Origin of the sequence: Skermania sp. ID1734 (assembly GCF_007489285.1) — a bacterium.
Lineage (GTDB): Bacteria > Actinomycetota > Actinomycetes > Mycobacteriales > Mycobacteriaceae > ID1734.
Map to the genome: position 1 here is coordinate 418682 of NZ_VLIY01000001.1, position 21058 is coordinate 439739.

Sequence of the window (21058 nt, forward strand, 5' to 3'; positions counted from 1 at the left end):
CACTCACTCGATCCCGAGCGGCGCGCTGATCACTGGCCAGGAGTCCTTCAAGTCGTCCTGCCAGTACTTCCAGCTGTGCGTGCCGGACGGCGGGAAATTGTAGGTCGCCGGAATGTCGAGTTCGTTGAGCCGCTTCTGCAGGTTCAACGAGCAGACGCGCGTGACGGCTTCGATGCCGCCACCGACGGTGATCTGCGCGACGATTCCGTCCGGCCCTGGGTCTGCCTGCGGCCCCACGTCGTACTTGCCGGGCAAACCACTGCCCGACGAGATGTACAAAGTGACGCCCCGCAGTTTGTCCGCGTGAATCACCGGGTCGTTCTCCCGCCAGAGCGGATCGGTCGGCGGACCCCACATGTTGTCGGTGTTCCCACGGCCGCGTCCCTCGACCAGGAAGCGCACAGCCGCCTGGCCGAGCGGGTCGCTGGTCTGCGCACAACCGCTGTAGGCCGCCGCGCTTTCATACAGTCCCGGCGCCTGCTCCGGCAACTGCAGCACGCTCGTGCCGGACATGGACAACCCGGCGATCGAATTCTTGCCGTTGGTGCCGAGCGCGGCGTTGATGATCGGCGGCAACTCTTCGGTCAGGAACGTCTTCCATTCGTTGACGCCGAGCACCGGGTCGGGCCGAATCCAGTCGGTGTAGTAGCTGTAGGCGCCGCCGATCGGGGTGACGACATTGACTTTTTTGTCGGCCAGCCAGGGCATCACGTTCGTCTGGTTCTGCCAGATTGCACCGTCTTCGCCGCCGCCGCCGCCGTTGAGCAGGTACAGCACCGGTCGCGGCTTGCTCACATCGTCCGGCCGCTGAATCTCGAGGGGGATGTCCTTGTTCATCGCGGCCGAGTACACGTACAGGGCGATCCCGCGGCCGTGGGCGAATGTCGGATCCTGGAAGAACTTGACCCTGCTGATGTGCGATCCATCGGCGGACGTCACTTTGGCGAGCACGTCTTGCTTGTCGTAGATCGGATCGGAAGCGGCTGCGGCGGACCCCCCGCCGAAGGCCGGAAACGCTAGCAACGTCATGGCCGCGACGAATCCCAGCCGGGCTGCGATGGCCTTGCTCGTGGTCGATGTCATGTGTCGATCCCCCCTCAGGTCCTTAGATTCCCAGTGGCGCGGAGAGGACCGGCCAGGAGTTCTTCAGCTCGTCCTGCCAGTAGCCCCAGCTGTGCGTGCCATACGGCGGGAAGTGGAAAGTCGCCGGAATGTTCAGCGCGTTAAGCCGCTGTTGCAGGTTATGCGAGCAGTAGTCCGTCACGGATTCGATTCCACCGCCGAGTCCGGTTTGGGCGGCATATCCGGCTACACCCGGCTGCATGTAGGGGCCGTTCATCACGTCATACTTGCCGGGAACGCCGTTGCCGGAGGAGATGTAGAGGGCGACGCCGCGCAACTTGTCCGCATGCAGCACCGGGTCGTTCTCGGCCCACAAGGGGTCGCCCGGCGGGCCGTACATGTTGTCCGAATTGCCGCCCTTGCTCCACAGGTCGATCGTCGCGCGGACCGCGGTCTGGCCGAGCGGGTCACTCATCTGCGCACACCCGCTGTAGGCGGCCGCACTCTGGTACAGGCCGGGCGCCTGCTCGGGCAGCTGCAACACCGTCGTACCCGACGTCGACAGCCCAGCAATCGCGTTCTTGCCGTTCGTGCCCAGCGCCGCGTTGATGATCGGCGGCAACTCTTCGGTCAGGAACGTCTTCCACTTATTGACGCCAAGGACCGGGTCCGGACTCTGCCAGTCCGTGTAGTAGCTGAACTTTCCCCCGATGGGGGTGACGACATTCACCTTCTTGTCGCCGAGGAACTTCATCACATCGGTGCGCAACTGCCACGTGGCGCCGTCCTCGCCACCGCCGCCGCCGTTGAGGAGATACAGCACGGGACGCGGGGCGCTGACGTCGTCGGGACGCTGCACCTCGACGGGAATGTCCAGGTTCATTGCTGTCGAGTGCACGAATATCGCCAGGCCGCGGTTTTGCGCGAAGGCCGCATTCTGGAACGTATAGGTCTGGCTGATGTAGGAACCATCCGGTGCGGTGACCTTCGCCAGTACATCGTTCTTGTCGAATACCGGGTCCGCCGACGCAGCGCCCGTGGCGAGGACGGGAAACGCGAGAACCGCCAGGGTCGCGACCGAAGCTAGCCTCGCTGCAGCCTTGCGCAGCCGTGCTGACGTCATCAAGTCGGTCCCTCTCGGTTGCGGCACCCTGGTCACAAGCAGTGCCGGCGGATTTCGCTCGTCGTCCCGCCGACGGTTGGCGACCACGAGCACGAACTCGGCGGCTGGCGCAGCCAGCGTCGTGTCCTGATCGTTAGCCGATGGAACTCTAACCGTCGACGCGGGAGAACGAACTTGTCGGTCGCGTCATCTATATATGTAACCGTTCCATCGCGATGTTTCGTAACAGCCCGTTATTTTTGCAGGTCGGCGGTTGCCGCCACCGCGACCCGCACGGTACGGACTCTGCTCGCTAATCTCGTATGAGCGGATTTGCACGAATCGCCGCGGCGCTGCAGCGCTCGCACGAAATGGAGGTCGGTTTGATGGATCGGACACCCGAGGGCCAGCCTGCGGGCTCGGCGTCCGGTCCCGGTCGTCGTTCCACGCGGCGGCGGTCTCGTCCGACCACACGGACCACGTTGCTGCCGCAGGTACTGTCCGCGGCCGTCGAGGCACGCGCGCACGGTGTGGGCCTGGTCTGCGGTGACCGCTCGTGGACGTACGCCGAACTGGATGCCTTCTCGACTCGGCTTGCCCGGCTGCTCATCGAGCGTGGTGTGGGCCCAGGCGATCTGGTCGTGGTGTCGATCCCGCGGTCGATCGAGTCCGTCGCGGCAGTGTGGGCGGTGGCGAAGTCCGGAGCGGGGTTCGTTCCGGTCGATCCGGCCTACCCGGCCGAGCGCATCGAGTTCATGATCAGCGACTCCGGCGCCAAATCGGGATTGACCGTCGCCGCCGCCCGGCCCGACCTGCCGGATCTGCTCGACTGGATCGAACTCGACACCGCAACCACCGCTACCCAACTCGACGCTCAGTCGACCGAGCCGGTGTCCTATGCGGACCGCATACGCCCGCTGCGTGCCGAACACGTGGCGTGGATGATCTACACGTCCGGTTCGACGGGTCGGCCCAAAGGCGTCGAGGTCACCCACACCGGCATCGCCGGTCTCGCCGCAGACCAGCGGGAGCGGTTCGGCGTCACCTCAGAGTCGCGCGTGCTGCACGTGTGCTCCCCCAGCTTCGACGTCTCGGTTCTCGAGCTGCTCCTCGCTGTCAGCGCCGGCGCCACCTTTGTGGTCGCGCCCGCAACGGTTTTCGGTGGAACCGAACTCGAGTCGCTGATCCGCGATCAGGGCGTCACCCACGCGGTCATGACGCCGTCGGTACTGTCATCGATGCAGCCGTCGGGTTTGGACACGCTCGAGGTGGTTGGCGTTGCCGGCGAAGCCTGCCCGCCGGAACTGGTTGCCCGCTGGGCACAACCGGTCGGAGCAACCGGTGCGGTGCGGCGGTTCCTGAACGCCTATGGCCCCACCGAAACCACGATCATCAGCAACGCCACCGGCCCGCTGGCGGCCGGCGACCGTGTCGGCATCGGACCGGCCATCCGCGGCGTCACCGCCGAAGTTCTCGACGCCCGCCTGCACGCAGTGCCGCTTGGCGTTGTCGGCGAACTGTACATCGCCGGACCCGGGGTGGCCCGCGGCTATCACAACCGGCCGGGACTGACGGCAACCCGGTTCGTCGCCCACCCCGGCGGAGAGCCGGGCGCCCGGATGTATCGCACCGGCGACGTCGTGCGGCCACTCGACAACGACATCGAGTACCTGGGGCGCAGCGACTTTCAGGTCAAGATCCGCGGATACCGCATCGAACTGGGTGAGATCGACGCGGTCCTCACCAGCTTCGAGGGCATCGACTTCGCGGTCACGGTCGGCCATCAGACACCCGCCGGCCCGGTGCTCGTCTCCTACATCTACGCGTCCCGGACGGCACCCGATGTGCACGCCGTCCGCGACCACGTAGCGGAAGTCTTGCCTGCCCACATGGTGCCGGGCCTCATCATGACGCTCGACGAAGTGCCGTTGACGCCGGTGGGCAAGCTGGATCGGGGCAAGTTGCCCCCACCGGTCTTCGAGGCCAGAGAGTTTCGGGCGCCACAGACCACCGTCGAAAAGATCGTGGCCGACGTGTTCGCCGATGTGCTGGGCACCGACCGGATCGGGCTCGACGACGACTTCTTCGACTTGGGCGGCAACAGCCTGGTCGCAACCCAGGTGGCGGCGCGGCTGGGCGCGGCGCTGGATGTCGCGCTGCCGGCGCGACTGCTGTTCGAGACGTCCACGGTCGCGGGACTGGCCGCCACCATCGAACCGTTGCGCGGGCAGGGCGGCCGCGTCGAACTTACGCCGCAGGACCGTAGCGGCCCAATACCGTTGTCGCTGGCGCAGAACCGGATGTGGTTCCTGAACCAGTTCGACCCCTCGTCTGCCGCCTACGCCATCCCGCTCGCCGTGCGACTGAGCGGCCGCGTCGATCCGGATGCCTTGCGCGCCGCGATCGCCGACGTCGTCGAGCGGCACGAGGTGCTGCGCACGGTGTACCCGGAAACCGCCGACGGTCCGGTGCAGGTGATCCTGCCGGCCGCGGACGCGGGCATCGACGTCGACGTCGTGCCGGCTACCGAGTCGGACATCTTCGCCGCCGTCGCCACCTTCCTCGGTCAGCCTTTCGATGTGGCCAACCGAGTTCCGCTGCGGGTGCGGATATTTCAGCTCGACGCCGCAAACTATGTCCTCGCCGTCGCCGTGCACCATATCTCCGGCGACGGCGCCTCGATGGCGCCGCTGGCCCGCGACGTCATGCTCGCCTACGCGGCCCGGGTCACGGGCGAGGCTCCTGCCTGGTCGCCGCTGGCGGTCCAGTACGCCGACTTCGCTATCTGGCAGCGTCGGGTGCTCGGCGATGAGTCCGATCCGGAGTCATTGCTGGCCAAGCAGGTTGCGTATTGGCGCGAGCAACTGTCCGGGTTGCCGGAACAGTTGGACCTGCCGTCGGATCGGCCGCGTCCAGCGCAGCAGTCCTTTGCCAGCGCGCGGGTGTCGATGCGCGTCGACGCCGACCTGCATGCCCGGTTGGCCGAGTTGGCCCAGGCGAACAACGCCACCCTGTTCATGCTCACCCACACCGCGCTCGCAGTGGTGCTGGGACGGCTGGCCAACAGCACCGACGTGGCGATCGGCGCTCCCTACGCGGGGCGCGGCGAAGCCGCTCTGGACGACCTGGTCGGCATGTTCGTCAATACCGTCGTCTTCCGCTCGCAGTTCGAACTGTCCGATTCGTTCACCAAAACTCTTGCTCGCCAACGCGATACGGACCTGGCCGCATTCGCCAACGCCGACGTCCCGTTCGAACGGCTCGTCGAGGTGCTCAACCCCACTCGCTCCACCGCCCGCCACCCGCTGTTCCAGGTGCTGCTGGCCTTCCAGAACCTCGGCCAGACCCGTTTCGAATTGCCCGACTTGACCGTCGACGCCCTCGACACCGAGGTGAACGCGACCGAGTTCGACTTACAGATCGGCCTTGCGGATGCCTACGACGCCACCGGCGTCCCGCTCGGCATCGACGGCACCATCACCTATGCCACCGATCTCTTCGATACGAGCACCATCGAACGCATTGCGGACCGGTTCGTGCGCGCGCTGGAGGCCATCGCCACCACGCCCGACATCGCGGTCGGCGACATCGGCCTGATCGACGCGGACGAGCGCGCGTTGGTGTTGCGCGAGTGGAACGCGACGGCCAAACCATGGCCAGCCACGACCGTCCCACAAGCTCTTTCCGAAGCGGTTGGCGGGCAGGATGATTCGATCGCCGTGGTGGCCGCCGACGGTGCCACGCTCAGCTATCGCGAGTTTGCGGCTGCGGTTAATCGCTTGGCTCGCTGGCTGATTGCCGAAGGAGTCGGGCCGGAGGATCGGGTGGCCATTGCCATGGGCCGCTCCGTCGAGCAGCTCATCACGATGCACGCCGTACTCACCGCGGGCGGCGCGTATGTGCCGATCGACCCGTCACATCCCGCCGAACGCAACGCGTACGTGCTCGAGACCGCGGCACCCACACTCGTGTTGACCAGGACCGCAGACGAATTCACCGCTACCGAGGCGGTCTCGGTCGACGGCCTCGACCTGTCGGCAATTCCCGCCGCCGACGTCACGGACGCCGACAGATTTGCCCCGCTTCGCCCACACAACGCCGCCTACGTGTTGTTCACCTCCGGCTCGACGGGCCGGCCGAAGGGCGTGGCCGTTCCGCATTATGCGGTGGTCAATCAGTTGCGTTGGCTCAGCGGTGAATACCAACTCGGCACCGACGACGTGGTGCTGGTCAAGACACCCTTCACCTTCGACGTGAGCGTGTGGGAATACTTCGCGCCACCGCTCGTGGGCGCGCGAATGGTCGTGGCCACGCCGGACGGGCACCGGGATCCCGCGTATCTTGCCCAGGTCATCGCCGAACAGGCAGTGACGATCACCTCTTTCGTGCCGTCGATGCTGGCGGTGTTCACCCAGGCAACCGCCGCCACAGACCTGGCATCGCTGCGCGCGCTGCTGGTTGCGGGCGAAGCGCTGCCGTTGACCACGGCTGCCGATGTGTGGGAACTCAACCCTGCGACGGCGGTGCACAACCTCTACGGGCCAACCGAAGCAACGGTCCACGCCACCGCGCACCGCGTCGTCCCCGACGACCCGGCGAACGTGCCGATGGGCACCCCCGTGGCGAACACCGGTGCGTTGGTACTGGATTCGCGGCTGCAGCCTGTTCCCGTGGGTGTCGCGGGTGAGCTTTATCTGACCGGCGTCCAGGTGGCTCGCGGCTACTTCGAACGGCCCGATCTGACGACGGAACGCTTCGTCGCCGACCCCTACAGTGAGCTCGCCGGCGCGCGGATGTACCGCACCGGCGACCTCGTGCGCTGGCGCGCCAATGGCGAGCTGGAGTATCTCGGGCGCACCGACTTCCAGGTGAAGCTTCGCGGGCTCCGCATCGAACTCGGTGAAATCGAGGCTGCGCTCCGTGAACAACAGGCGGTGACCGCCGCGGTGGCGGTCGTGCATCGAGATCCCAGCGTCGGCGACCAGCTGATCGCGTATCTCGTTCCTGCGGCGGGGCAAATCATCGACACCGGGGCTGTCCGCGACGCCTTGGCCGCCCGGGTGCCGGCATACATGATTCCGTCGCAGTTGATCGAGCTGGCGGCGTTGCCACTCAACGCTTCCGGAAAGCTCGATCGCAGAGCGCTGCCCGAGCCGGTCTTCGCCGCACGGGAGTTTCGGGCCCCGCAGACGCCAGTCGAAGAAATCGTCGCGAACGTCTTTGCCGAGGTACTCGGGATCGAGCGGGTCGGCGCCGATGACGACTTCTTCGAACTCGGCGGCAACAGTCTGCTCGCTGCTCAGGTGACCGCGCGGATCGGCGCGGCGCTGGATGCCCGGATCCCGGTTCGGGTGTTGTTCGAGGCCTCCACCGTGTCCGCACTCGCGGCGCGCGCCGAATCGCAGGCGGGTCAGGGCCGCATCGCGTTGACCGCGCAACCGCGCGGGGATCGGGTCCCGCTCTCGCTGGCGCAGACCCGGATGTGGTTCCTCAACAGGTTCGACCGTGAATCCGCCGCGTACACGATTCCGTTCGCCGTTCGCCTCACCGGTTCCGTGGATGCCGCGGCGTTGACTGCGGCGGTCGGTGACGTGATCACCCGCCATGAAGTGCTGCGCACCATTTACCCGGAAACTCCGGACGGCCCCGTCCAGGTCGTCTTGCCCGTCGCCCAAGCGCGTATCGACGTTGTGATCGTGGATACCACCGAGGCCGAATTGGTCGCTCAGATAGCCGAATTCGTCGCGGCGCCGTTCGATGTGACGAACGAAGTGCCCATCCGGGTCCGGCTCTACAGACTCGCTCGCGACAACTACGTGCTGGCCGTCGCCGTCCACCACATTTCCGGCGACGGTTCGTCGATGGGGCCGTTGGCGCGGGATGTAATGACCGCCTACGCCGCCCGCGCCAACGGCGACACCCCCGGTTGGGCGCCGCTCGAGGTGCAGTACGCCGACTATGCGATCTGGCAGCGCCGGGTTCTGGGCGAGGAAAGTCACCCGAACTCACTGCTCACGCAGCAGGTCAGCTATTGGCGCGAACAGCTGGCCGGGCTGCCCGACCAACTGGATCTGCCCGCCGACCGGGCACGCCCGGCCGTAGCGTCGCAGACGGGGGCGCAGGTCCCACTGACCATTCCCGCCGATTTGCATGCGGGCCTGGTTCAGCTCGGTCAATCGCACAACGCGACGCTGTTCATGGTCGTTCACGCCGCACTGGCACTGCTGTTCGGCCGGCTCGGCAATACCGACGACCTGGCCATCGGCACCCCATACGCCGGGCGCGGCGAGGCGGCGCTCGACGACCTCGTCGGCATGTTCGTCAACACTGTCGTCTTCCGCACCAACCTCGACTCGGCGGAGCGATTCACCGATCTTCTTGCGCGGCAACGAGAAACCGATCTCGCCGCCTTCGCGCACGCTGATGTGCCGTTCGAGCGGCTCGTCGAGGTGCTCAAGCCGGCGCGGTCCACCGCGCGCCATCCCCTGTTCCAGGTGATGCTCGCGTTCCAGAATCTCGGCACCGCCCGCTTCGAACTGCCCGGCCTCACCGTCACCGGAGTAGACGCCGACCTGCGCCTCACCCAGTTCGACCTGCACGTCACGCTGTCCGACAGCTACGACGCGTCGGGTAAACCCGCCGGCATCACCGGCACCATCACGTACGCGACCGACCTGTTCGACGAGCCGACCGTCACGCGCTACGCCGACATGCTGTCGCGAGTGTTGACCGCGGTGGTCACCGATCCGACGGCGATAGTCGGGGATGTCGACCTGATCGGGCCCGACGAGCGCGCTCGAGTCGTCACCGAATGGAACGCGACTGAGCACCCGATCGACCGGACGGCGATGATGCTCACGCAGTTCGAGCGAACCGTCGCCGAGCACGGCGATCGCCTCGCCGTGGTGAGCCCGGAAGGCCGGGAGCTGACCTACCGCGAATTCGCGTCGGAGGTCAACCGGCTTGCCCGGCATCTCATCAGTGTCGGCGTCGGGCCGGAGGCGCGGGTCGCCATTGCCATGCGTCGCAGCCTCGAGCAGCTCACCGCGATCTATGCCGTGCTCACCGCGGGCGGAGCGTACGTTCCGGTGGATCCCGACCATCCGGCCGAACGCAACGAGTACGTGCTCACCACGGCGGCACCGGTGGTGGCGCTAACCACCAGCCGTGACCAGTTCAGCACCGGTACCGGCGTCGAACTCGCCAACGTCGACAGTCTCGACCTGTCCGGGTATTCGGACGCACCGCTCAGCGATGCCGATCGGCTGAGTGTGCTGCGACCGGCCAACACCGCCTACATCATCTTCACCTCGGGTTCGACGGGCCGGCCGAAGGGCGTAGCCGTTCCGCATGGTGCGGTGACCAACCAGTTGCTGTGGATTCAAGGCGAATACGACCTTTCGCCCAGCGACGTCTACCTGCAAAAGACCGCCGGCACGTTCGACGTCAGCGTGTGGGGTAACTTCTGGCCGCTCGCGGTCGGCGCGTGCCTGGTATTGGCCACCGCCGACGGCCACCGGGATCCGCAGTACCTGGCCGATGTCATCCAACAGCGCTCGGTGACGGTCACCGACTTTGTGCCGTCGATGCTCAGCGTATTCACGGCGAGTGTCGAGTCCGATCAAATCGCCTCGCTGCGAGCAATTTTCGCGGTCGGTGAGGCGTTACCGCCGGAAACCGTCGCGGCCTTCAGCCGCAAGTCCCCGGCAGCTTTGCACAACCTGTACGGACCCACCGAAGCGGCGGTGTCGATCACCTTCTTCCCCGCGCACACCGCGATCGGCGCACGCGTGACACCCATCGGTGGGCCGGTGTGGAACAGCCAGGCCTACGTGCTGGATGGCCGACTCCGGCCGGTGCCCGTGGGTGTCGCCGGCGAGTTGTATCTCGGTGGAATCCAGCTCGCCCGCGGGTATCGCAAACGCCCGGACATCACGTCCGACCGCTTTGTGGCCGACCCGTTCGGGCCGCCCGGCGACCGCCTCTACCGCACGGGCGACCTCGTGCGCTGGAACAGTGCCGGTGACTTGGAGTACCTGGGCCGCACCGACTTCCAGGTGAAGTTTCATGGTCAGCGCATCGAACTCGGTGAGATCGAGACCGCTCTGCTGGCCCAAGACGGCGTCAATCAAGCGGCGGCATTGGTGCTCGCCACCGACAGCGGCGACCAACTCGTGGGCTACGCGGTACCCGAGCCCGGAGCCGAGTTGGACCTCGATACGCTCCGGCAGGGACTGGCGCAGTGGTTGCCGTCATACATGATCCCGACGGCGCTGGTGGTGCTCGACGCGTTTCCGCTCAACCCGTCGGGCAAGCTGGACCGCAAGGCACTGCCCGCACCGGTGTTCACCGCCAAGGAATTTCGCGCGCCGACCACTCCGGTGGAACAAATCGTCGCGACCATCTTCGCCGATGTGCTCGGCCTGGACCGGGTCGGCGCCGATGACGATTTCTTCGAATTGGGCGGCAACTCGCTGCTCGCCACGCAGGTGACTGCACGACTCGGCGAGCAACTCGACACCCGCATCCCGGTACGCGTCTTGTTCGAGTCGTCGACGGTCACCGCACTCGCGGCGAACGCGGAATCGCACGCGGGCGAAGGTCGGATCCCGCTAACCGCCCAGGAACGCAGCGGCCCGATTCCGTTGTCCCTCGCCCAAACTCGCATGTGGTTCCTCAACCGGTTCGACAGTGAATCGGCGGCCTACATCATTCCACTGGCTGTGCGGCTGTCCGGGCGCGTCGATCTCGACGCGCTGCGCGCGGCGATCGGCGATGTGGTCACCCGTCACGAGGTGCTGCGCACGCTGTATCCGGAGACGCCGGATGGTCCGGTTCAGGTGGTGCTGCCGGTGGCGGAGGCGGCGGTCGAGGTAGCAGTGACGCCGGTGGCCGAGTCGGACGTATTCGAGGCAGTCACGGGCTTTTTGTCGAAGCCGTTCGATGTGACGTCTGAGGTCCCGCTGCGGGTGCGGGTGTTCGAGCTCGACGGGCAAGACTACGTGCTGGCCGTTGCGGTGCACCATATTTCCGGCGATGGCTCGTCGATGGGTCCGCTGGCTCGGGACGTGATGGTTGCCTATGCGGCGCGTGCCAACGGTGAGGCGCCGGGGTGGTCACCGTTGGCGGTGCAGTACGCCGATTACGCGTTGTGGCAGCGGCGGGTGCTGGGTGACGAGTCGGATGCGGAGTCGCTGCTGTCGCGCCAGATCGGTTACTGGCGTACTCAGTTGGCGGATCTGCCGGAGCAGTTGGATCTGCCGTCGGATCGGCCGCGTCCGGCGCGTCAGTCGCTGGCGGCGGCGCGGGTGCCGATCACGATCGAGGCGGGCCTGCATGCGCAGTTGCAGGCGCTCGCCCAGAAACACAACGCGACGTTGTTCATGGTGGTGCACACCGCGCTGGCGGTGCTGCTGGGGCGGCTGGGCCGCACCGACGACGTCGCTGTCGGCACTCCGTATGCGGGTCGCGGTGAGGCGCTGCTGGACGAGCTGGTGGGCATGTTCGTCAACACGGTGGTGTTCCGCACCCGGTTGGACGCCGGTGAGTCGTTCGTGGATTTGCTTGCCCGCCAGCGTGATACGGACCTGGCCGCGTATGCGAACGCGGATGTGCCGTTCGAGCGGTTGGTGGAGGTGCTCAATCCGGAACGCTCCACCGCGCGGCATCCGCTGTTCCAGGTGGTGCTGGCGTTCCAGAACATGACGCAGGCGCGTTTCGAGCTGCCCGGGTTGAGCGTGTCGGGTCTGGACGTGGACACGGCCACCAGCGATTTCGATCTGCAGTTCATGGTGGCCGACAGCTACACCGACGACGGCTCCCCGGCAGGCATTTCCGGCATGGTGACCTATGCCACCGACCTGTTCGACCCGGACACGGTGTCGGGGTTTGTCGGGCGTCTGGTTCGGGTTCTCGGTGAGGTTGCGGCCGCGCCGCAGACCGCGGTCGGACAGATCGAGTTGCTGGGCGCCGACGAACGCGCGGACCTGCTGCACCGGCATGGCACGCCGGCGGTGCCCGGGCGGGTGCTGGCGGACATGCTCGTGGAGGCGGCCGCCCTGGATCCGGCGCATCCGGCGCTCGTGTTCGAGGACCGGCAGTGGAGTTACGGCGAGTTGGACGAGCGGTCGAATCGTCTTGGCCGCTGGTTGATTTCGCGGGGCATCGGGCCTGAGGACCTGGTGGCCGCGGCGATTCCGCGGTCGGTGGAATCGGTGTGGGCGGTGTGGTCGATCGCCAAGTCGGGCGCGGCGTTCGCTCAGATCGACCCGCGGCACCCGCGTGACCGTATCGAGTACATGCTCGAAACCGCGCGCTCACGGATCGGGTTCACCGTCTCGACGGTGCGTGAGCAACTGCCCGACGACATCGAATGGGTCGCACTCGACGATCCGGAATTCCTCGCGACACTGCAGGATTGGCCGGCCGAGACGATCACCGACGCCGACCGGGTGCATCCGGTCCGGTTGAACAACCCGGCGTATGCGATCTTCACCTCCGGCTCGACCGGGCGGCCGAAGGGTGTGGTGGTCACCCACACCGGTTTGGCCAACTTCACCGTCGAACAGGTCGAACGCTACGAGCTGAGCCCGGCCGATCGCACGCTGCATTTCGGTTCGCCGAGCTTCGATGCCTCGATTCTGGAGTTGTTGCTGGCCATCGGCGCATCGAGCACCATGATCGTGGCTGCTCCGACGATTTACGGCGGTGAGGAACTCAAGGCGCTGCTGGCCGGCGAGCGGGTTACCCGCGCATTCATCACCCCGGCCGCGTTGGCGTCGATCGATCCGGCCGGTCTGGACGATTTGGTCTACGTCTCCGCCGGCGGCGAGGCACTCGCACCGGAGTTGGCCGCCCGCTGGGCGAATACCGACGCGGCCGGGGTCCGCAAGATCTACAACGGCTACGGGCCCACCGAGACGACGGTGATGACCAACATCAGCGACCCGGTGCTACCCGGCGAGCCGATCAACATCGGCGGCCCGATCCGGGGCATGGCGTGCCTGGTGCTCGACGACCGGCTGCGTCCGGTGCCCGAGGGCGTCGCCGGTGAGCTGTACCTGTCGGGAATCCAGCTGGGCCGCGGGTACGTCGGACGTCCCGACATCACCGCCGACCGTTTCGTCGCCGATCCCTACGGCGTTCCTGGCGAGCGGATGTACCGCACCGGTGACGTGGTGGCCTGGCGCGGCAGCGTCCTCGAATACGTCTCGCGGGCGGACTTTCAGGTCAAGATGCGCGGGTTCCGTATCGAACTGGGCGAGATCGAATCGGCGTTGCGGGCGGAGGATTCGGTGGATCAGGCCGCCGTGTTCGCCCACCGCTCCCCCACACTCGGCGACCAACTCGTCGCCTATGTCGTGCCGGTCGCTGGTGCACAGGTCGACCCGGCCGCGCTGATCGCCGCGGTCGGTGACCGGCTGCCCGGTTACATGGTGCCACGCGCCGTCATGGTGCTCGATGCGTTCCCATTGACCGTCAACGGCAAGCTCGACCGAAAGGCTTTGCCGGAGCCCGTGTTCGAGAGTCGGCCGTTCAAGGCGCCGTCCACGCCGGTGGAAGAGATTGTGGCGGGTGTGTTCGCGGATGTGCTCGGGGTGGAGCGGGTCGGCGCGGACGACGATTTCTTCGAGTTGGGTGGCAACAGCTTGCTGGCCACGCAGGTCACCGCGCGTATCGGTGCGGCACTGGACACTCGGGTGCCGGTACGCGTCGTGTTCGAGGCATCGACCGTGTCGGCGTTGGCCGCGCAGGTCGAATCGCACGCCGGTGAGGGCCGTGTCGCGTTGGGCCCGCAGGAGCGGCCGGATCGGATTCCGTTGTCGTTGGCGCAGACGCGGATGTGGTTTTTGAATCGGTTCGATCGGGAGTCGGCGGCGTACACGATTCCGTTTGCGGTGCGTCTTACCGGTGCGGTGGATGTGGCGGCGTTGACTGCGGCGGTTGCGGATGTGGTTGCGCGGCATGAGGTGTTGCGCACGGTGTATCCGGAAACTCCTGAGGGCCCGGTGCAGGTGGTGCTGGCGGCGACCCAGGCTCGGGTTGATGTCGACGTGGTCGACGCGGTCGAGGACGAGCTGGTGGGGTTGGTGGCCCAGTTCGTCGCGGCGCCGTTCGATGTGACTGCGCAGATTCCGTTGCGGGTGCGGTTGTTCCGGCTCGCTGATGACGATTATGTGTTGGCTGTGGCGGTGCATCACATTTCCGGTGATGGTTCGTCGATGGGGCCGTTGGCGCGGGATGTGATGAGCGCGTATGCGGCGCGGGCTGCGGGTGAGGCGCCGGGCTGGGTGCCGTTGGGGGTGCAGTACGCCGATTACGCGATTTGGCAGCGGCGGGTGTTGGGTGAGGAGTCCGACCCTGCCTCGTTGTTGTCGCGGCAGATCGGGTATTGGAAGTCGCAGTTGGCGGGGTTGCCGGATCAGTTGGATTTGCCGGCGGATCGGCCGCGGCCGGTGCGGCAGTCCTTTGCCGGTGGCCGGGTGCCGGTGGTGATTCCCGCCGAGGTGCATGCGGGGTTGGTGCGGGTGGCCCAGGCCCAGAACGCGACGATGTTCATGGTGGTGCATACCGGTTTGGCGGTGTTGTTGGGCCGGTTGGCCGGTGTCGATGATGTGGCGGTGGGCACCCCGTATGCGGGTCGGGGTGAGGCGGCGCTGGACGATCTGGTGGGCATGTTCGTCAACACGGTGGTGTTCCGCACCCGGTTGGACCCCGCGGAATCGTTCACCGACCTGCTGGCACGGCAGCGGGAGACCGATCTGGCGGCGTTCGCGCACGCGGATGTGCCGTTCGAACGGTTGGTGGAGGTGCTGAACCCGGCACGCTCGACCGCGCGGCACCCGCTGTTCCAGGTCGGATTGTCGTTCCAGAACCTGGCCGCCACCCGCTTCGAGCTGCCCGGGCTGACCGTGGCCGGCGTCGATGTCGAGTTGGCGCTGTCGCAGTTCGACCTGCATTGGATCGTGTCGGACACCTATGACGAGTCCGGTGCGGCGGCCGGGATTTCGGGCATGGTCACGTATGCGACGGATTTGTTCGACCCGGACACCGTGTCGGTGTTTGCGCAGCGGTTGGTGCGGGTGTTGACCGCGGTCGCGGCCGATCCGGGCGTGAGGGTCGGGGATATCGACCTGCTCGACGCCGGTGAACGTACCCGGGTGTTGACGGAGTGGAACGCGACGGCGCATCCGGTGCCGGAGGTGACGCTGGCCAGCTTGTTCGCGGATGCTGTTGTGGCGCATGGGGATGGTCCGGCGGTGGTGGATGTCGACGGCACGGTGGTGTCGTATGCGCAGTTCGCGGGGCGGGTCTATGGGTTGGCGCGGTGGCTGATCGACCACGGTGTGGGTCCGGAGGATCGGGTGGTGGTGGCGATGAGCCGGCACCTGGATCAGCTGGTCGCCTTGTACGCGGTCGTGGTCGCGGGTGGGGTGTATGTGCCGGTGGACCCCGATCATCCCGCGGAGCGGTCGCGGTATGTGATCGACACCGCCGCCCCGGTCCTGGTGCTCGATTCGCTGGCGGGCATCGATCTCGACGGCCTCGACACGGCGCCGGTGACGGACGCGGATCGGCGGGCGCCGCTGCGCGCGGGGAATGCGGCGTATGTGATTTTCACTTCCGGGTCGACGGGCCGGCCGAAGGGTGTCGCGGTCAGCCATGGCGCGGTGGCCAATCAGATGCTGTGGGTGCAGGACTTCTACGCCATGTCGGGCACGGATGTGGTGGCGGTCAAGACCCCGTTCACGTTCGATTTGTCGGTGTGGGAGTACTGGTCGGCGCTGACGTGTGGGGCGCGGGTGGTGCTCGCCCCATCGGGGGTGCCGCAGGACCCCGCCCTGTTGTGGGGGCTGCTCGAGCAGCAGCGGGTGAGTCTGTTGCATGTGGTGCCCTCGATGCTCGACGCCTTGTTGGGGGTGCACGAGGGTCGGCTGCCCGCCTCGCTGCGGGCGGTCCTGGCGATCGGTGAAGCGTTGCCGGCGGTGACCGCGCAGCGCGCGATCAGCGTCAACCCCGATATCGGGGTGTGGAATCTGTACGGGCCGACGGAGGCGGCGGTGTCGGTGACCGCCCACCCGGTCACTGTTGCGGATACGGTGTCGGTGCCGATCGGTGCGCCGGAGTGGAATGTGCAGTGTTTCGTGCTGGATGAGCGGTTGCATCCGGTGCCGGTCGGGGTGGCCGGTGAGTTGTATCTGGGCGGTGCCCAGTTGGCGCGGGGCTATCACGACCGGGCGGAGTTGACCGCGGAACGGTTCGTCGCCCACCCGTGGGTGGCCGGGGCCCGGTTGTATCGGACCGGGGACGTGGTCGCCTGGACTGCCACCGGTGAACTCGACTACGTGGGCCGGTCGGATTTTCAGGTGAAGGTGCGCGGGTTCCGCATCGAGTTGGGTGAGATCGAAACCGCCCTGCACGCTGTGCCTGGTGTCGCCCAGGCGGTCGTGTTGGCGGTGCATGATGCGCGGTTGGGGGACCGGCTGGTGGCCTACCTCGTGCCCGAACCAGGTACCACCCTGGACATCACGGCCGTGAAAACGCAGCTGGGGCAGCGTCTGCCGTCCTACATGGTGCCCGCGGCGTGGGTCGCCCTGGAGGCGTTGCCGTTGACGGTCAACGGCAAACTCGACCGCAAAGCGCTGCCCGCGCCGGTGTTCGAAGCGAAAACGTTCCGGGCCCCGGCCACGCCGGTGGAAGAGATCGTGGCCGGGGTGTTCGCCGACGTGCTCGGCCTCGACCGGGTCGGGGTCGACGACGACTTCTTCGAGTTGGGCGGCAACTCGCTGTTGGCCACCCAGGTCACTGCGCGCGTCGGTGCCGCGTTGGACACCACCATCGCGGTGCGGGTGGTGTTCGAAGCCCCCACCGTCGCCGGGCTCGCCGCCCACGCCGAATCCCACGCCGGCGACGGACGGGTAGCCCTGACCCGCCAAGACCGACCCGAGCGAGTCCCGCTGTCGCTGGCGCAGAACCGGATGTGGTTCCTCAACCGGTTCGACACCACCTCGATCGCCTACACGATCCCGTTCGCCGTCAGACTGTCCGGTGACGTCGACATCGACGCCCTACGCACAGCCGTCGCCGACGTCATCGCCCGGCACGAGGTGCTGCGCACCGTCTACCCGGAAACCCCCGACGGTCCCGTCCAGGTCATCCTGCCCGTCGAACAGGCCCACATCGACGTCGATGTCGAGGACGTCGACCCCGCCGGCGTGTTCGAGGCCCTCGCCGGCTTCGTCACCACTCCCTTTGACGTGACCACGCAAGTGCCCGTACGCGTCCGCATTTACCACGTCGCCGGAGACGGTTACGTGCTCGCCGTCGCCGTGCACCACATCTCCGGGGACGGCTCGAGCATGGGCCCCCTCGCACGGGACGTGATGATCGCCTACGCGGCCCGCGCCAACGGCGACGCCCCGTCCTGGGCGCCGCTGGCCGTGCAGTACGCCGACTACGCCATCTGGCAGCGCCACGTCCTCGGCGAGGAAACCGACCCCGACTCCGTGCTGTCCCGACAGGTTGGCTACTGGCGCACCCAACTGGCCGGCCTGCCCGAACAACTCGACCTGCCCACCGACCGACCTCGACCGGTCATCGCCAGCTACGCCGGCGCCAAGGTCGACATCGCCATCGACGCCGATACCCACACTCGACTGGTCGAGCTCGCCCAGAACCAGCACGCGACAATGTTCATGGTGGTGCACACCGCCCTCGCGGTGCTGTTGGCACGACTGGCCAACACCGACGACGTCGCCATCGGCACACCCATCGCCGGTCGCGGTGACGCCGCGCTCGACGACCTGGTCGGCATGTTCGTCAACACGATCGTGTTCCGGACCCAGCTGCAGGCCGGGGAATCGTTCACCGATCTGCTTGCCCGGCAACGAGATATCGACCTCGCCGCCTACGCGCACGCGGACGTGCCGTTCGAGCGCCTCGTCGAGGTACTCAACCCGGCCCGCTCCACCGCCCGGCACCCGCTGTTCCAGGTCATGCTGGCCTTCCAGAACATGGGGCAGACCCGCTTCCAACTGCCCGGGCTGACCATCGAAGGCTTCGAGATCGAGTCGGCGGCAACCGAATTCGATCTACAACTGATGCTCGCTGACACCTACGACGAGAACGGCGGCCCTGCCGGGATCGGCGGACAGCTCATCTACGCCACCGACCTTTTCGATCACGCGACAGTCGCCGGCATCGCCGACCGACTCCGCCGCGTCCTCGTGTCGGTCGCGGCAACACCGGCTATTCCGGTCGGCGACATCAACTTCCTCGACGCGGCCGAACGCATCCGCGTTGTCTCGGAGTGGAATTCGACGCAACACGCAGTCGCCGAGGGCACGCTGCCGTCGCTGTTCGATGCTGCCGTCGCCGCATTCCCCGACAACGTTGCCGTGGTCGCCGACACTGGTACCGAACTGACCTACGCGGAATTCTCTTCGCAGGTGAACAGGTTGGCGCATTGGCTCCTCGGCAACGGCGTGGGGCCGGAGGTACCGGTCGCCATCGCGATGAAACGGTCACTGCCGCAGATGACCGCCATATATGGCGTCCTGGCCGCGGGCGGAACGTACGTACCCATCGACCCCGAGCACCCGGTTGAACGCAACAGCCACATTCTGGCCACCACCACGCCTCGACTGGTGCTGACCACCGGCAGCGACGAATTCACCGGCGCTGAATCCATCCGCATCGACACACTCGACCTGTCGAACCTGCCGGACAGTCCGGTGACGGACGACGACAGGCCGACGCCGCTGCGGGCCGAGAACACCGCGTACGTGATCTTCACGTCGGGATCCACCGGCCAGCCCAAGGGCGTCGCGCTGCCCCATCACGCGGTGATCAACCAACTGCAATGGCTGATCGGCAATTACGACATCACCCCCGATGATGCGGTGCTGATCAAGACGCCGGCCACCTTCGACGTCAGCGTCTGGGAGTACTTCACCCCGCTTCAGGTCGGCGCCCGCGCGGTACTTGCCAGCGCGGACGGTCACCGCGACCCCGCCTATCTTTCTGCGCGAATCGCCGAAACCGGAGTCACGCTGACATCTTTCGTGCCGTCGATGTTGGCTGTGTTCGCGGCCGGGGCAGCATCAGCGGAGCTGACCTCGTTGCGCGCGTTGATCGTCGCCGGTGAGGCGTTGCCGCAGGCCACCGCAATTGCGGTGAACGACCTGAGCCCGTCGACCGTCGTGCATAACCTCTACGGCCCCACGGAAACCACGATCCACGTGTGCGGCCACCCGACCCGGCGCGACGACCCGACGAACGTCCCGATCGGTGGCCCCGCTTGGAACACTCTCTTCTACCTGCTGGATTCGCGGCTACACCCCGTTCCGGTCGGCGTGGCCGGCGAGTTGTACATCGGTGGCGACCAGCTCGCCCGCGGCTACCACGGGCGTCCCGATCTGACGGCGGAACGCTTCGTCGCCAGCCCATTCGGCGCGGGCGAGCGACTGTACCGCTCCGGCGATCTCATGCGCTGGACGCCGGATGGCGAACTACAGTTCATGGGCCGCACCGACTTCCAGGTCAAGCTCCGCGGACTGCGCATCGAACTGGGCGAGGTCGAGGCCGCCCTGCACCAGTCCCCCAGCGTCGCCGGCGCGGTGGCGGTGGTGCACACCGACCCGACCGTCGGTGACCAGCTGGTTGCCTACCTCACCGCAGAACACGGCACCGTGCTCGACGTCGATGCGGTGCGCGACGAGTTCACATCGCGTTTGCCGGGCTACATGGTGCCCAACCACATCCTGGTTTTGCCGGAGATGCCGGTGACCGCCTCGGGCAAACTCGACCGAAAAGCCTTGCCAGTGCCCGTAATCGAAGCCCGCGAGTTCCGGGCACCGTCGACCCCGACAGAAGAGGCGGTCGCGGCGGTATTCGCCGAGTTGCTCGGCGTCGAGCGGGTCGGCGCCGACGACGACTTCTTCGAACTGGGCGGCAACAGTCTGATCGCTGCGCGGGTGGCATCGATGCTCGGACAGTCGCTCGGTGTGAAGGTGCAACTGCAGTGGCTGTTCCTGCACCGCACCGTCGCCGACCTCGCGGCTCGCCTCGCTACTCCCCAGCGGGCACCCGACGCCGATGACACCCTCGGCGTCATCATGCGCCTCCGCGATGGCGATCCGACGAACCCGATCTTCGTCATCCACGCGGCCTCCGGCATCGCGTGGCCCTACGTTGCGCTCGGGAATTACCTGGATTCACAACGGGCGATCTACGGCATCCAAACGCCGGCCATGACGGAACCCGATTTCCTTCCTGAATCACTCGATGACATCGCCGACCGCTACGTCGCGGAAATCCGACGGATGCAGCCGCAGGGTCCGTACACGTTGGTCGGCTGGTCTCTCGGTGGGCTGTTGGCGCACACGGTCGCCGCCAAACTGCAGCAGCGCGGGGAAACGATTGCCGCGCTGGCCATGCTCGACTCGGGCATCGCCGGCGTGGACCAGGAAGAGAAGACCCTCGAGGACGAACTTGTCGAACTCTGGGAGTCCATCGGGTACGTGCACGAGCCGGGCCAGGCGCTCGACGACATCTCGGTGGAGAAGGCCAGCGAGTTGCTCACCGTCATGGGCGGGGCGCAGACCTCACTCACCCCGGAGGCCGTGCAGCGCATCTTCCGAGCGTCGGTCCGGTCGGTCAAGTTCGTCGAGACCTACGAACCGCCCGTTTACGACGGCGACGTGCTGTTCATAACCTCGAACGACCACGCCACCCCGCAGGCGCTACTGGCCGCGTGGCAACCACACATCAACGGAAAGATCGACACGCTGCCCTCACGGGTGAACCACACCGAAATGCTCAACCCGGAGGGTCTCGATGTGTTCGGTGCGACGCTCGACGCGTGGCTGAAGGACCGCCGCAACCGCTGACGGA

Annotated in this window: 3 protein-coding genes; 1 reads left to right on the top strand and 2 read right to left on the bottom strand. The window is 66.8% G+C overall.

Features of this window, described 5'->3' with window-relative positions; translation table 11 throughout:
- Positions 1-3: 3 nt before the first annotated feature.
- Entirely contained in the window at positions 4-1083 is a 1080-nt protein-coding gene (locus tag FOS14_RS01930) for an alpha/beta hydrolase family protein (protein ID WP_143768550.1), read from the bottom strand.
- Between the two features lie 22 nt (positions 1084-1105).
- A complete protein-coding gene (locus FOS14_RS01935) occupies positions 1106-2185 on the bottom strand; it encodes an alpha/beta hydrolase family protein (RefSeq protein ID WP_143768551.1) in 1080 nt (359 codons plus the stop codon).
- Between the two features lie 302 nt (positions 2186-2487).
- Between FOS14_RS01935 and FOS14_RS01940 the strand changes: the two genes are divergently transcribed.
- A complete protein-coding gene (locus FOS14_RS01940) occupies positions 2488-21054 on the top strand; it encodes a non-ribosomal peptide synthase/polyketide synthase (protein WP_143768552.1) in 18567 nt (6188 codons plus the stop codon).
- Positions 21055-21058 lie beyond the last annotated feature (4 nt).

Excerpts from the sequence above, each read along its gene's own strand:
- FOS14_RS01930 (WP_143768550.1), bottom strand. The coding sequence starts at position 1,083 with ATGACATCGACCACGAGCAAGGCCATCGCAGCCCGGCTGGGATTCGTC.
- FOS14_RS01935 (WP_143768551.1), bottom strand. The coding sequence starts at position 2,185 with ATGACGTCAGCACGGCTGCGCAAGGCTGCAGCGAGGCTAGCTTCGGTC.
- FOS14_RS01940 (WP_143768552.1), top strand. The coding sequence starts at position 2,488 with ATGAGCGGATTTGCACGAATCGCCGCGGCGCTGCAGCGCTCGCACGAA.